Here is a 12,084-nt window from a genome sequence, read left to right on the forward strand (position 1 = left end):
AGAGATGGGTCAGAAAGTACATCCCATTGGCATTCGCCTGGGAATCGTCAAGGAGCACACCTCCGTCTGGTACGCAGACGGTCGGACTTATGCGGACTATTTGCTCGCAGATCTGAATGTGCGTGAGTACCTCCAAGACAAACTAAAAAGCGCGTCCGTAAGCCGTATCGATATCCATCGTCCGGCCCAAACTGCACGCATCACCATCCACACCGCTCGTCCAGGTATCGTTATCGGGAAGAAAGGTGAAGATGTTGAGAAACTGCGTCAGGACCTGACCAAGCAAATGGGTGTGCCTGTGCACATCAATATCGAAGAGATCCGCAAGCCGGAGCTCGACGGTATGCTGGTTGCGCAGAGCGTAGCTCAGCAGCTGGAGCGTCGCGTAATGTTCCGTCGCGCTATGAAGCGCGCAGTACAGAACGCCATGCGCATTGGTGCCAAAGGCATCAAAATCCAAGTGAGCGGTCGTCTCGGCGGTGCTGAAATCGCACGTACTGAATGGTATCGCGAAGGTCGTGTGCCATTGCACACCCTGCGTGCCGACATCGACTATGCCAACTACGAAGCTCACACCACTTACGGTGTGATCGGTGTAAAGGTTTGGATCTTCAAAGGCGAAGTAATTGGTGGTCGCCAAGAAGAACTGAAACCACAAGCACCAGCGCCTCGTAAAAAAGCTGCTAAGTAAGGGGTACGCCAAATGTTGCAACCAAAGCGTACGAAGTTCCGCAAGCAGATGACTGGTCACAACCGTGGCCTGGCATTGCGCGGTAGCAAAGTCAGCTTCGGCGAGTTCGCGCTGAAGTCTGTTGCTCGTGGTCGTCTCACCGCTCGTCAGATCGAGTCAGCGCGTCGTGCTCTGACCCGTCACGTAAAACGTGGCGGCAAGATCTGGATCCGTGTATTCCCGGACAAGCCGATCTCCAAAAAACCTCTCGAGGTTCGGATGGGTAAAGGTAAGGGTAACGTGGAATACTGGGTTGCCCAGATTCAGCCAGGCAAAGTCCTGTATGAAATCGAGGGTGTTTCTGAAGAGCTGGCGCGTGAGGCTTTCGCCCTGGCTGCTGCAAAGCTGCCGCTCGCCACCTCCTTTGTTAAACGGACGGTGATGTGATGAAAGCGAATGAACTTCGTGAAAAATCCGCACAGCAGCTGAACGAGCAACTGCTCGGCCTGCTGCGCGACCAGTTCAATCTGCGTATGCAGAAAGCAACTGGCCAGTTGGGGCAGTCTCATCTGCTCTCGCAAGTTAAGCGTGACATCGCTCGCGTGAAGACTGTGCTCAACCAGCAGGCAGGTAAGTAATCATGGCTGAAGCCGAAAAAACTGTCCGTACGCTGACTGGCCGTGTTGTCAGCGACAAGATGGACAAAACCATCACCGTTCTGATCGAGCGTCGCGTTAAGCACCCGATCTACGGTAAATACGTTAAGCGTTCGACTAAGCTGCACGCGCACGACGAAACCAATCAGTGCCACATCGGCGACAAAGTCACTATTCGTGAAACTCGTCCTTTGGCCAAGACCAAGTCTTGGGCGCTGGTTGATGTTCTCGAACGCGCTGTGGAAGTCTAAGGACTAGGGGTCGGAGAAATTATATGATTCAGACTCAATCCATGCTCGATGTGGCCGATAACAGCGGCGCTCGCCGCGTTATGTGCATCAAGGTGCTGGGTGGCTCCCATCGTCGTTACGCTGGTATCGGTGACATCATCAAGGTTACCGTCAAGGAAGCAATTCCTCGCGGTAAAGTGAAAAAAGGCCAAGTGATGACTGCTGTTGTAGTCCGCACTCGTCACGGCGTACGTCGTGCTGATGGCTCCATTATCCGCTTTGATGGCAACGCTGCTGTTCTGTTGAACAACAAGCAAGAGCCGATCGGCACCCGTATCTTTGGGCCAGTGACCCGTGAACTTCGTACTGAGAAGTTCATGAAGATCGTCTCGCTCGCCCCAGAAGTGCTGTAAGGAGATCCGACATGCAAAAGATTCGTCGTGACGACGAGATCATCGTGATCGCCGGCAAAGACAAAGGTAAGCGCGGTAAGGTGCTTAAGGTTCTCGCTAACAACCGTTTGGTTATTGGTGGTCTGAACCTGGTCAAGCGTCATACCAAGCCTAACCCTATGTCGGGCGTGCAGGGCGGTATCGTCGAAAAAGAAGCTCCACTGGATGCTTCTAACGTCGCCATTTTCAACGGCGAAACCAACAAGGCTGACCGCGTTGGTTTCAAAGTAGAAGACGGCAAGAAAATTCGTGTCTTCAAGTCGACCCAAAAAGCGGTTGATGCTTGAACACTGCTAGGTAGATGAGACCATGGCACGACTAAAAGAGATTTACCGGAAGGAAATTGCTCCGAAACTTAAGGAAGAACTTAAGCTTTCGAACGTGATGGAAGTTCCGCGCGTTACCAAAATCACCCTGAACATGGGTCTGGGCGAAGCGATCGGCGACAAAAAAGTCATCGAGCACGCTGTTGCTGACCTGGAAAAGATCACCGGCCAGAAAGTCGTTGTGACCTACGCTCGCAAATCCATCGCAGGCTTTAAAGTCCGTGAAGGTTGGCCGATCGGCGTCAAAGTGACCCTGCGCCGTGAGCGTATGTACGAGTTCCTGGATCGTCTGCTGTCGATCTCCCTGCCTCGGGTTCGCGACTTCCGCGGCCTGAATGCCAAGTCCTTCGATGGTCGTGGCAACTACAGCATGGGCGTGAAAGAGCAGATCATCTTCCCGGAAATCGACTACGACAAGATCGATGCTCTCCGCGGTCTGGACATCACCCTGACCACCACTGCCAAGAACGATGATGAAGGCCGCGCTCTGCTGCGTGCGTTCAAATTCCCGTTCCGCAACTGATTGGAGTAGGACCATGGCCAAGATGAGCATGAAAAACCGCGAGCTGAAGCGTCAGCTCACGGTTGCCAAGTACGCCAAGAAGCGTGCAGCACTGAAAGCTATCATCGTTGATCTGAACGCAAGTCCAGAAGCGCGTTGGGAAGCTACAGTAGCCCTGCAGAAGCAGCCACGTGACGCAAGCGCTTCGCGCATGCGTAACCGCTGCCGCTTGACCGGTCGTCCACACGGCGTTTACCGCAAGTTCGGCCTCGGCCGTAACAAGCTGCGTGAAGCTGCCATGCGTGGTGACGTACCGGGTCTGGTTAAAGCCAGCTGGTAAGTACTGTCAAAGTCTCGGTGTCTAGGATCGCAAGATCCTGACCACCGGTGGCCTTGAATCTGGATCAAGCCCCTTTTGGGGCTTGATTCATTTCCGGGGTGTGTCTAGAATACCCGGCTCGCCTGAGCCCGTGTTTTTCATGCTCGGAGATTCTCGGCGACACGTAATAGCCGCAAGGCTAATTTTTTTGTATTAGGAGCGTCTAGCCCATGAGTATGCAGGACCCGTTAGCGGACATGCTAACTCGTATCCGTAATGCCCAGATGGCTGAAAAGTCCGTCGTAAGCATGCCATCTTCCACGTTGAAGGTAGCTGTTGCCAAAGTCCTGAAGGACGAAGGTTACATTGCGGGTTATCAGATCAGCAGCGAAATCAAACCACTGCTGTCCATCGAGCTGAAGTACTTCGAAGGCCGTCCGGTTATCGAAGAAGTGAAGCGCGTTAGCCGTCCAGGCCTGCGTCAGTACAAGTCCGTCGATGATCTGCCAAAAGTTCGTGGCGGTCTCGGTGTGTCTATCGTCTCCACCAACAAGGGTGTGATGACTGATCGTGCTGCGCGCGCTGCCGGTGTCGGCGGCGAAGTTCTTTGCACTGTGTTCTAAGGGGGGATAAGCATGTCTCGCGTCGCTAAGAACCCCGTTAAGCTGCCAGCCGGTGTCGAAGTAAAATTCGCAGGCCAACAGCTTTCGGTGAAGGGTGCCAAGGGCACTCTCGAACTGAACATCCACTCGTCCGTTGAGATCGTTGAAGAAGCTGGTGAGCTGCGTTTCGCTGCTCGCAATGGCGATCAACAGACTCGCGCGATGGCTGGTACCACTCGTGCGTTGGTAAACAACATGGTCCAGGGCGTAAGCCAAGGCTTCGAGCGCAAGCTCCAGCTGGTCGGTGTTGGTTACAAAGCGCAAGCAAAAGGCACAGTGCTGAACCTGGCTCTTGGCTTCTCGCACCCAGTGGATTACGAACTGCCGGAAGGCATCACCGCTGAGACTCCTAGCCAGACCGATATCCTGATCAAGGGCATCGACAAGCAGCTGGTAGGTCAAGTGGCCGCCGAGATCCGCGACTTCCGTCCACCAGAGCCGTACAAAGGCAAAGGTGTGCGCTACGCGGACGAAGTCGTCCGTCGTAAAGAAGCCAAGAAGAAGTAGGGCATAGCAAATGACCGACAAAAAAGTTACTCGACTGCGTCGCGCTCGCAAAGCACGCCTGAAAATGCACGAACTCGAAGTCGTGCGTCTCTGCGTGTTCCGCTCTTCGCAGCACATCTACGCCCAGGTCATTTCGGCCGACGGCAACAAAGTCCTGGCAAGCGCCTCGACTTTGGATAAAGAACTGCGTGATGGTGCCACCGGCAACATCGACGCGGCCACTAAGGTTGGCCAGCTGGTCGCTACGCGTGCTAAGGCCGCTGGCGTCTCGCAAGTGGCTTTCGACCGCTCTGGCTTCAAGTACCACGGCCGCGTTAAAGCGCTGGCTGATGCTGCTCGTGAAGCTGGGCTGGAGTTCTAAGTTATGTCAAATAACGACCAAAAGCGCGACGAAGGCTACATCGAGAAGCTGGTTCAAGTTAACCGCGTAGCCAAAACCGTTAAAGGTGGCCGTATCTTCACCTTCACCGCGTTGACCGTGGTTGGTGATGGTAAGGGCCGTGTTGGCTTCGGCCGTGGCAAGTCGCGTGAAGTGCCTGCTGCGATCCAGAAGGCAATGGAAGCTGCTCGCCGCAACATGATCCAGGTTGATCTGAACGGCACCACCCTGCAGTACGCAATGAAGTCCGCTCACGGCGCTTCGAAGGTGTACATGCAGCCTGCTTCTGAAGGTACCGGTATCATCGCTGGCGGCGCTATGCGTGCTGTCCTCGAAGTTGCTGGCGTTCAGAACGTTCTGGCCAAGTGCTACGGCTCGACTAACCCTGTAAACGTGGTTCACGCCACTTTCAAGGGTTTGAAAGCAATGCAGTCTCCTGAATCCATTGCCGCCAAGCGTGGCAAAAGCGTCAAGGAGATCTTCTGATCATGGCTACCGTAAAAGTAACGCTGATCAAAAGCATGACCGGCCGCATCCCTAACCACAAACTGTGCGTTAAGGGTCTGGGTCTGCGTCGCATCGGTCACACTGTAGAAGTCCAGGATACTCCCGAGAATCGCGGGATGATCAACAAGGCTTACTACATGCTGCGTGTCGAGGGTTAATCGATGAAACTCAATGATCTGAGTCCAGCGCCGGGTTCCCGTCGCGAAAAGCATCGTCCGGGCCGTGGTATCGGTAGCGGTTTGGGTAAGACTGGTGGCCGTGGTCACAAAGGTCAGACCTCCCGCTCCGGTGGCACCATTGCTCCAGGCTTTGAAGGCGGTCAACAGCCGCTGCATCGTCGCCTGCCGAAGTTCGGTTTCGTTTCCCTGAAAGCCATGGATCGCGCAGAAGTGCGTTTGTCCGAGCTGGCTAAAGTGGAAGGCGACATCGTCACCGTGCAGTCCCTGAAAGATGCCAACGTGATCAATGTCAACGTACAGCGTGTGAAAATCATGCTGTCCGGTGAAGTGACTCGCGCTGTCACTATCGGCAAGGGAATCGGCGCCACCAAGGGTGCGCGTGCGGCTATCGAAGCAGCTGGCGGCAAGTTCGAGGAATAAATGGCTAAGCAAGGTGCTCTCTCTGCGCTCGGCAAAGGCGGTATGTCTGAACTCTGGGCTCGTCTGCGTTTTCTGTTCCTGGCGATTATCGTCTACCGAATAGGCGCACACATCCCGGTTCCAGGTATCAACCCGGACCGACTCGCGGACCTGTTTCGACAGAATGAGGGGACCATTCTTAGCTTGTTCAACATGTTTTCCGGCGGCGCGCTGGAGCGGATGAGCATCTTTGCACTGGGGATCATGCCGTACATCTCGGCATCGATCATCATGCAACTGATGACCGCCGTCAGCCCGCAGCTGGAGCAGTTGAAGAAGGAAGGTGAAGCTGGCCGTCGCAAGATCAGCCAGTACACCCGCTACGGCACTGTCATCCTCGCCCTTGTTCAGGCTATCGGCATGTCCGTTGGCCTGGCGGGGCAGGGTGTTGCGTTCACTGGTGACTTTGGCTTCCATTTCGTCGCGGTATCCACGTTTGTGGCTGGTGCGATGTTCATGATGTGGCTGGGTGAGCAGATTACTGAGCGTGGTGTTGGCAACGGTATCTCGATGTTGATTTTCGCAGGTATCGTCGCCGGTCTTCCGAGAGCGATCGGGCAGTCTTTCGAGTCTGCACGTCAGGGTGATATCAACATCTTCGCCCTGGTTGCCATCGGTTTGCTGGCAGTAGCGATTATCGGTTTCGTGGTGTTCATTGAGCGTGGTCAGCGTCGTATTGCTGTTCACTACGCCAAGCGTCAGCAGGGCCGCAAGGTCTTCGCTGCGCAGACCAGCCACTTGCCGCTGAAGGTGAACATGGCCGGTGTTATTCCGGCTATTTTCGCGAGCAGCATTTTGCTGTTCCCGGCTTCGTTGGGTGCCTGGTTCGGTCAGTCTGAAGGTATGGGCTGGTTGCAGGACATCTCGCAGTCGATCGCTCCTGGTCAGCCGTTGAATATTCTGCTGTTTAGTGCAGGGATTATTTTCTTCTGCTTCTTCTATACGGCGTTGATGTTCAATCCGAAAGACGTAGCGGAAAACCTGAAGAAGTCCGGTGCCTTTATTCCGGGCATCCGTCCAGGTGAGCAGTCTGCGCGCTACATTGATGGCGTTCTGACTCGCTTGACCATGTTCGGTGCTCTTTACATGACGGCCGTCTGCCTGTTGCCCCAGTTCCTGGTGGTTGCAGCCAACGTACCGTTCTACCTTGGCGGGACCTCGTTGCTGATCGTCGTCGTGGTTGTGATGGACTTCATGTCCCAAGTACAATCGCACCTCGTTTCGCACCAGTACGAATCCCTGATGAAGAAAGCCAACCTGAAGGGTTACGGCAGCGGCATGCTGCGCTGACCCATAAGGTTCGAGGAGTTGGTGATGAAAGTTCGTGCATCGGTGAAAAAGCTGTGCCGTAACTGCAAGATTATTCGCCGCGAAGGTGTTGTTCGAGTAATTTGCAGCGCGGAACCGCGTCACAAACAGCGCCAAGGCTGAGTGTGATTGTGCTTCAAGCCCGGCAGCTAGTGCGCTGCCGGGTTGATTATTTGTTATTACAGCGATATTATCTCGCGCCCTATTTCTTGGCTTCCGGGGCGTAGGTAGCTGTCAATTGGAGTCCCACTGAATGGCCCGTATTGCAGGCGTTAACATTCCAGATAACAAGCATACTGTTATCTCGCTGACCTACATCTATGGTGTTGGTCGCACTACTGCACAGAAAATTTGTGCAGAGACTGGGGTAAACCCAGCAGCAAAGATCAAAGATCTGAGCGACGAGCAAATTGAACAGCTGCGTGGCGAAGTGGCGAAGTTCACCACTGAAGGTGACCTGCGTCGCGAAATCAACATGAAAATCAAGCGCTTGATGGACCTCGGTTGCTATCGCGGTCTGCGTCATCGTCGCGGTCTTCCAGTGCGCGGTCAGCGTACCAAGACCAACGCGCGTACCCGTAAAGGTCCGCGTAAGCCGATCCGCAAGTAATCGCCCCAGCGAATCGACAGGAATTTAATCATGGCAAAACCTGCTGCTCGTCCTCGTAAAAAAGTTAAAAAGACAGTGGTTGATGGCATCGCCCACATCCATGCATCTTTTAACAACACCATCGTGACCATCACCGACCGTCAAGGTAACGCTCTTTCCTGGGCTACCTCCGGTGGTTCGGGTTTCCGCGGTTCCCGCAAGTCCACCCCGTTTGCTGCTCAAGTAGCTGCTGAACGTGCTGGTCAAGCTGCGCTGGAATACGGCCTGAAAAACCTCGACGTCAACGTCAAAGGTCCAGGTCCAGGTCGTGAATCCGCAGTCCGCGCTTTGAACGGCTGTGGCTACAAGATCGCCAGCATCACCGACGTGACGCCAATCCCGCACAACGGGTGCCGTCCGCCGAAGAAGCGCCGCGTGTAATCCAGGAGATTGTAAAGAATGGCTCGTTACATTGGTCCAAAATGCAAACTCGCTCGTCGCGAAGGCACCGATCTCTTCCTGAAGAGCGGCGTGCGCGCGATCGAATCGAAGTGCAACATTGAAGCAGCACCTGGTATCCACGGCCAACGCCGCGGTCGCCAGTCCGACTACGGCACCCAACTGCGTGAAAAGCAGAAGGTCCGTCGTATCTACGGCGTTCTCGAGCGTCAATTCAGCGGCTACTACAAAGAAGCTGCTGGCAAGAAAGGTGCAACCGGTGAAAACCTGCTGCAACTGCTCGAATGCCGTCTGGACAACGTTGTATACCGTATGGGCTTTGGTTCGACTCGTGCCGAATCCCGTCAGCTGGTATCGCACAAGTCGATCAGCGTAAACGGTCAGACCGTTAACGTTCCGTCCTACCAGGTTCGTGCTGGTGACGTGGTTGCTGTTCGCGAGAAAGCAAAAAATCAACTTCGCATTGTCCAAGCTCTCGATCTGTGTGCCCAACGTGGCCGCGTAGAATGGGTAGAAGTAGACACTGAGAAGAAGTCGGGCGTTTTCAAGAACGTTCCAGCTCGCAGTGATCTGTCCGCCGACATCAACGAAAGCCTGATTGTCGAGCTCTACTCCAAGTAAGGGCTAGAAAATAGGTGCATCCATGCAGATTTCGGTAAATGAGTTCCTGACACCCCGCCACATTGATGTGCAGGTTGTCAGTCCAACCCGCGCCAAGATCACTCTCGAGCCTCTCGAGCGTGGCTTTGGCCATACCCTGGGCAACGCGCTGCGCCGCATCCTGTTGTCCTCAATGCCCGGCTGTGCAGTAGTCGAGGCCGAGATTGACGGTGTGCTCCACGAGTACAGCGCCATCGAAGGTGTACAGGAAGACGTAATTGAAATCCTGTTGAACCTTAAAGGTCTGGCTATCAAGCTGCACGGTCGTGACGAAGTTACGCTGACCTTGTCGAAGAAGGGTTCGGGGGTGGTTACCGCTGCCGATATTCAGCTGGATCATGATGTCGAGATCGTTAATCCCGATCACGTAATCGCTAACCTGGCGTCTAACGGCGCCCTGAACATGAAGCTCGTAGTAGCTCGTGGTCGTGGTTATGAACCGGCAGACTCGCGTCAGAGCGATGAAGACGAAAGCCGCAGCATCGGTCGCTTGCAGCTTGACTCTTCGTTCAGCCCGGTTCGCCGTATCGCATACGTGGTGGAAAACGCCCGTGTCGAGCAGCGTACTAACCTGGACAAGCTGGTTATTGATCTGGAAACCAACGGTACTCTGGATCCTGAAGAGGCAATTCGCCGCGCTGCAACCATCCTGCAACAGCAGTTGGCTGCGTTCGTCGACCTCAAGGGTGACAGTGAGCCAGTGGTTGTCGAGCAGGAAGACGAGATCGATCCGATCCTGCTTCGCCCGGTTGACGATCTGGAACTGACTGTACGTTCGGCTAACTGCCTTAAGGCGGAAAACATCTACTACATCGGTGACCTGATTCAGCGTACCGAAGTAGAGCTGTTGAAGACTCCGAACCTGGGCAAGAAATCCTTGACTGAAATCAAGGACGTTCTGGCCTCCCGCGGTCTGTCCCTCGGCATGCGCCTCGACAACTGGCCGCCTGCAAGTCTTAAGAAGGACGACAAGGCGACTGCCTGATCGTCGTAATCACCGAACGTAGTGTTTGGTAAGGAATGAACCATGCGTCATCGTAAAAGTGGTCGTCACCTGAGCCGCACCAGCTCGCACCGCAAGGCCATGTTCCAAAACATGGCGGTGTCGCTGTTCGAGCACGAGCTGATCAAAACTACTCTGCCAAAAGCTAAAGAACTGCGCCGCGTTGCCGAGCCGCTGATCACTTTGGCCAAGACAGATAGCGTTGCTAACCGCCGTCTGGCTTTCGACCGTACTCGTTCGAAAGCTATCGTTGGTAAGCTCTTCAACGACCTGGGCAAGCGTTACGCTACCCGTGAGGGTGGCTACCTGCGCATCCTCAAGTGCGGTTTCCGCGCTGGCGACAACGCGCCTATGGCGTACGTCGAGTTGGTTGATCGTGCTACTGCTGGCGAAGCTGTATCTGCCGAGTAAGACGTCAGTCTGAAACAAAGAACCGGGCCTAGTGCCCGGTTTTTTGTGCCTGTAAGAAACGCGCCCTCTGTACAAGCGTCTCCCGCGTCCACGTCGTCATTATGTGATGGGGATGATCATTAGTTTTTCTCTATCGATGTCTACAGGTTAATGAATTTGTAGCTGTCATATTGATGATCAATACTCCCTCTCAGCCGATAGCCGGCAGTTCAAGACCGACAGAGGAAGGAAGATCGCATGAGCCAAAACAAAACGCTTACCACCGCCAGTGGCGCTCCTGTTGCCGATAACCAGAATTCCCGTTCCGCCGGCCCTCGTGGCCCGCTGCTGCTCGACGACTTTCACCTGATCGAGAAGCTTGCCCACTTCAACCGTGAAAACATCCCTGAGCGCCGTGTACACGCCAAAGGCTCGGGTGCCTACGGTACGTTCACCGTGACGCGCGATATCACTCAATACACCAGCGCGAAGCTGTTTGAGACAGTCGGCAAGCAAACCCCGACTTTCCTGCGGTTTTCCACCGTGGGTGGTGAGCGGGGGGCGGCTGATACCGAGCGTGATCCGCGCGGGTTCGCCTTGAAGTTTTATACCGAGGAAGGCAACTGGGACATCGTCGGCAACAACACCCCCGTGTTCTTCATTCGCGATCCACTGAAGTTCCCGGACTTTATCCACACCCAGAAGCGTTTGCCGCAAAGCAACCTGAAGAGTGCCCAGGCGATGTGGGACTTCTGGTCGCATTCGCCCGAGGCGCTGCATCAGGTCACCATCCTGTTCTCCGACCGGGGTATCCCTGATGGATACCGTCACATGCATGGTTTTGGCAGCCACACTTACAGCCTCATCAACGCTCAAGGTGAGCGTCACTGGGTGAAGTGGCACTACAAGACCAAGCAGGGGATCAAGAACCTTGCTCCAGCGGAGGCTGCGCGCCTGGCGGGCACTGATCCGGATTACGCCCAGCGCGACCTGTTCAATGCCATCGAACAGGGTGATTTCCCGAAATGGCGCGTATGCATCCAGATCATGAGCGAAGCTCAGGCAGCGGCGCACTACGAGAACCCCTTTGATGTCACCAAGACCTGGTCGCAGAAAGAGTTTCCACTGATTGAAGTCGGAGAGCTGGAGCTCAATCGCAATCCGCTGAACTACTTTGCTGAAGTCGAGCAAGCGGCATTCGGTCCCAGCAACATGGTCCCAGGTGTTGGCTTATCGCCTGACCGCATGCTGCAAGGTCGAGTATTCGCTTACGCGGATGCTCACCGCTACCGTGTTGGCACCAATCACCAGCAATTGCCGGTTAATGCGCCTCGCAGTCCGGTGAACAGCTACCAGCGTGATGGTTCGATGGCGTTTGGCAGTAACGGCGGTGCGGCACCAAACTACGAGCCGAACAGCTACGTTGAGTCGCCGAAGCAAGCGCCTCGCTATGCAGAGCCGCCATTGGCACTGAGCGGTGCGGCTGATCGTTACGATCACCGCGAGGATACCGACTACTACAGCCACGCCGGCGCGTTGTTCCGCTTGATGACTGGGGAGCAGCAATCATTGCTGGTTAGCAACATCGCCGGTTCGATGGCGGGTGTATCGAGTGATGTGGTTGATCGCCAGTTGCAGCATTTCTACAAGGCTGACCCGGCGTATGGAGAAGCAATCGCAAAGCTGCTCAACGTACAGCTTAACGAAGTCTAAATGAGAAGCAGAACCGCCCTTGTTTGGGCGGTTTTTGCGTTATTTCAGCCGGTTTTCTCAGAATATCTTCGCTTTTATTGCGTCTTGCGAGTGACGATAAGGGCATGTTGGTTC

22 protein-coding genes are annotated in these 12,084 nt (G+C 54.8%); all 22 read left to right on the forward strand.

The genetic code is table 11. The annotated features are described in order from the left end of the window. Positions 1-4 precede the first annotated feature (4 nt). The 22 genes from rpsC to AC1RS8_RS19200 all read left to right on the forward strand — a co-directional run bounded on the left by rpsC (position 5) and on the right by AC1RS8_RS19200 (position 11,970). The gene (rpsC, locus tag AC1RS8_RS19095) at positions 5-691 is read left to right on the forward strand and encodes a 30S ribosomal protein S3 (protein WP_007970424.1); all 687 of its coding nucleotides are present in this window, start codon (positions 5-7) and stop codon (positions 689-691) included. A gap of 12 nt (positions 692-703) precedes the next feature. Then, the gene (gene rplP / locus AC1RS8_RS19100) at positions 704-1,117 is read left to right on the forward strand and encodes a 50S ribosomal protein L16 (RefSeq protein ID WP_003228729.1); all 414 of its coding nucleotides are present in this window, start codon (positions 704-706) and stop codon (positions 1,115-1,117) included. Beyond that, positions 1,117-1,308, forward strand: coding sequence for a 50S ribosomal protein L29 (rpmC, locus tag AC1RS8_RS19105; RefSeq protein ID WP_002555481.1), 192 nt, complete (start codon positions 1,117-1,119; stop codon positions 1,306-1,308). Before rplP ends, rpmC begins: the two co-directional genes overlap by 1 nt. A gap of 2 nt (positions 1,309-1,310) precedes the next feature. After that, positions 1,311-1,577: a 30S ribosomal protein S17 gene (gene rpsQ, locus AC1RS8_RS19110; RefSeq protein WP_003176419.1), complete on the forward strand. Its 267-nt coding sequence runs from the start codon at positions 1,311-1,313 to the stop codon at positions 1,575-1,577. A gap of 23 nt (positions 1,578-1,600) precedes the next feature. Beyond that, a complete protein-coding gene (gene rplN / locus AC1RS8_RS19115; protein WP_002555479.1) occupies positions 1,601-1,969 on the forward strand; it encodes a 50S ribosomal protein L14 in 369 nt (122 codons plus the stop codon). 11 nt (positions 1,970-1,980) lie between these two features. After that, positions 1,981-2,295 (forward strand): 50S ribosomal protein L24, encoded by a 315-nt coding sequence (rplX, locus tag AC1RS8_RS19120; RefSeq protein ID WP_003176416.1) that lies wholly within the window; start codon positions 1,981-1,983, stop codon positions 2,293-2,295. Positions 2,296-2,317: 22 nt separating this feature from the next. Beyond that, entirely contained in the window at positions 2,318-2,857 is a 540-nt protein-coding gene (gene rplE, locus AC1RS8_RS19125; protein ID WP_003210069.1) for a 50S ribosomal protein L5, read from the forward strand. Between the two features lie 13 nt (positions 2,858-2,870). Further along, entirely contained in the window at positions 2,871-3,176 is a 306-nt protein-coding gene (gene rpsN, locus AC1RS8_RS19130) for a 30S ribosomal protein S14 (RefSeq protein ID WP_003176414.1), read from the forward strand. Between the two features lie 209 nt (positions 3,177-3,385). Then, positions 3,386-3,778, forward strand: a complete 393-nt coding sequence (rpsH, locus tag AC1RS8_RS19135; protein WP_003186040.1) for a 30S ribosomal protein S8 — start codon at positions 3,386-3,388, stop codon at positions 3,776-3,778. Positions 3,779-3,790: 12 nt separating this feature from the next. Further along, positions 3,791-4,324: a 50S ribosomal protein L6 gene (gene rplF / locus AC1RS8_RS19140; protein ID WP_003176412.1), complete on the forward strand. Its 534-nt coding sequence runs from the start codon at positions 3,791-3,793 to the stop codon at positions 4,322-4,324. Between the two features lie 10 nt (positions 4,325-4,334). Next, positions 4,335-4,685, forward strand: a complete 351-nt coding sequence (rplR, locus tag AC1RS8_RS19145; RefSeq protein ID WP_003186037.1) for a 50S ribosomal protein L18 — start codon at positions 4,335-4,337, stop codon at positions 4,683-4,685. A 3-nt stretch (positions 4,686-4,688) separates the two neighbouring features. After that, a complete protein-coding gene (gene rpsE / locus AC1RS8_RS19150) occupies positions 4,689-5,189 on the forward strand; it encodes a 30S ribosomal protein S5 (protein ID WP_003186035.1) in 501 nt (166 codons plus the stop codon). A gap of 2 nt (positions 5,190-5,191) precedes the next feature. Next, a complete protein-coding gene (gene rpmD, locus AC1RS8_RS19155) occupies positions 5,192-5,368 on the forward strand; it encodes a 50S ribosomal protein L30 (RefSeq protein WP_003176408.1) in 177 nt (58 codons plus the stop codon). A 3-nt stretch (positions 5,369-5,371) separates the two neighbouring features. Then, positions 5,372-5,809 (forward strand): 50S ribosomal protein L15, encoded by a 438-nt coding sequence (gene rplO / locus AC1RS8_RS19160; RefSeq protein WP_003228720.1) that lies wholly within the window; start codon positions 5,372-5,374, stop codon positions 5,807-5,809. Continuing rightward, the gene (secY, locus tag AC1RS8_RS19165; protein WP_003210064.1) at positions 5,810-7,138 is read left to right on the forward strand and encodes a preprotein translocase subunit SecY; all 1,329 of its coding nucleotides are present in this window, start codon (positions 5,810-5,812) and stop codon (positions 7,136-7,138) included. 24 nt (positions 7,139-7,162) lie between these two features. Then, entirely contained in the window at positions 7,163-7,279 is a 117-nt protein-coding gene (rpmJ, locus tag AC1RS8_RS19170) for a 50S ribosomal protein L36 (protein WP_002555468.1), read from the forward strand. Between the two features lie 130 nt (positions 7,280-7,409). Next, positions 7,410-7,766, forward strand: coding sequence for a 30S ribosomal protein S13 (rpsM, locus tag AC1RS8_RS19175; protein WP_009045849.1), 357 nt, complete (start codon positions 7,410-7,412; stop codon positions 7,764-7,766). Between the two features lie 30 nt (positions 7,767-7,796). After that, the gene (gene rpsK / locus AC1RS8_RS19180) at positions 7,797-8,186 is read left to right on the forward strand and encodes a 30S ribosomal protein S11 (RefSeq protein WP_002555466.1); all 390 of its coding nucleotides are present in this window, start codon (positions 7,797-7,799) and stop codon (positions 8,184-8,186) included. 18 nt (positions 8,187-8,204) lie between these two features. After that, positions 8,205-8,825: a 30S ribosomal protein S4 gene (rpsD, locus tag AC1RS8_RS19185; protein ID WP_003176404.1), complete on the forward strand. Its 621-nt coding sequence runs from the start codon at positions 8,205-8,207 to the stop codon at positions 8,823-8,825. 22 nt (positions 8,826-8,847) lie between these two features. Continuing rightward, a complete protein-coding gene (locus AC1RS8_RS19190; RefSeq protein ID WP_007970428.1) occupies positions 8,848-9,849 on the forward strand; it encodes a DNA-directed RNA polymerase subunit alpha in 1,002 nt (333 codons plus the stop codon). Between the two features lie 42 nt (positions 9,850-9,891). Then, positions 9,892-10,278 carry a 50S ribosomal protein L17 gene (gene rplQ / locus AC1RS8_RS19195; RefSeq protein WP_007970429.1) on the forward strand — a complete coding sequence of 129 codons (387 nt, stop codon included), beginning with the start codon at positions 9,892-9,894 and terminating at the stop codon, positions 10,276-10,278. A 237-nt stretch (positions 10,279-10,515) separates the two neighbouring features. Beyond that, positions 10,516-11,970: a catalase gene (locus AC1RS8_RS19200; protein ID WP_489339319.1), complete on the forward strand. Its 1,455-nt coding sequence runs from the start codon at positions 10,516-10,518 to the stop codon at positions 11,968-11,970. Positions 11,971-12,084: the final 114 nt, after the last annotated feature.

The sequence above is a fragment of the Pseudomonas sp. GW821-FHT12A04 genome (assembly GCF_058807755.1).

Coding starts and splice junctions, on each gene's coding strand:
- secY (WP_003210064.1), top strand. CDS start 5,810: ATGGCTAAGCAAGGTGCTCTCTCTGCGCTCGGCAAAGGCGGTATGTCT.
- rplP (WP_003228729.1), top strand. CDS start 704: ATGTTGCAACCAAAGCGTACGAAGTTCCGCAAGCAGATGACTGGTCAC.
- rpsH (WP_003186040.1), top strand. CDS start 3,386: ATGAGTATGCAGGACCCGTTAGCGGACATGCTAACTCGTATCCGTAAT.
- rpmC (WP_002555481.1), top strand. CDS start 1,117: ATGAAAGCGAATGAACTTCGTGAAAAATCCGCACAGCAGCTGAACGAG.
- rplO (WP_003228720.1), top strand. CDS start 5,372: ATGAAACTCAATGATCTGAGTCCAGCGCCGGGTTCCCGTCGCGAAAAG.
- rpsC (WP_007970424.1), top strand. CDS start 5: ATGGGTCAGAAAGTACATCCCATTGGCATTCGCCTGGGAATCGTCAAG.
- rpsN (WP_003176414.1), top strand. CDS start 2,871: ATGGCCAAGATGAGCATGAAAAACCGCGAGCTGAAGCGTCAGCTCACG.
- rpsD (WP_003176404.1), top strand. CDS start 8,205: ATGGCTCGTTACATTGGTCCAAAATGCAAACTCGCTCGTCGCGAAGGC.
- rplR (WP_003186037.1), top strand. CDS start 4,335: ATGACCGACAAAAAAGTTACTCGACTGCGTCGCGCTCGCAAAGCACGC.
- rpsE (WP_003186035.1), top strand. CDS start 4,689: ATGTCAAATAACGACCAAAAGCGCGACGAAGGCTACATCGAGAAGCTG.
- rplF (WP_003176412.1), top strand. CDS start 3,791: ATGTCTCGCGTCGCTAAGAACCCCGTTAAGCTGCCAGCCGGTGTCGAA.
- rplN (WP_002555479.1), top strand. CDS start 1,601: ATGATTCAGACTCAATCCATGCTCGATGTGGCCGATAACAGCGGCGCT.
- rplE (WP_003210069.1), top strand. CDS start 2,318: ATGGCACGACTAAAAGAGATTTACCGGAAGGAAATTGCTCCGAAACTT.
- rpmJ (WP_002555468.1), top strand. CDS start 7,163: ATGAAAGTTCGTGCATCGGTGAAAAAGCTGTGCCGTAACTGCAAGATT.
- rplQ (WP_007970429.1), top strand. CDS start 9,892: ATGCGTCATCGTAAAAGTGGTCGTCACCTGAGCCGCACCAGCTCGCAC.
- rpsK (WP_002555466.1), top strand. CDS start 7,797: ATGGCAAAACCTGCTGCTCGTCCTCGTAAAAAAGTTAAAAAGACAGTG.
- rpmD (WP_003176408.1), top strand. CDS start 5,192: ATGGCTACCGTAAAAGTAACGCTGATCAAAAGCATGACCGGCCGCATC.
- rplX (WP_003176416.1), top strand. CDS start 1,981: ATGCAAAAGATTCGTCGTGACGACGAGATCATCGTGATCGCCGGCAAA.
- rpsM (WP_009045849.1), top strand. CDS start 7,410: ATGGCCCGTATTGCAGGCGTTAACATTCCAGATAACAAGCATACTGTT.
- AC1RS8_RS19190 (WP_007970428.1), top strand. CDS start 8,848: ATGCAGATTTCGGTAAATGAGTTCCTGACACCCCGCCACATTGATGTG.
- rpsQ (WP_003176419.1), top strand. CDS start 1,311: ATGGCTGAAGCCGAAAAAACTGTCCGTACGCTGACTGGCCGTGTTGTC.
- AC1RS8_RS19200 (WP_489339319.1), top strand. CDS start 10,516: ATGAGCCAAAACAAAACGCTTACCACCGCCAGTGGCGCTCCTGTTGCC.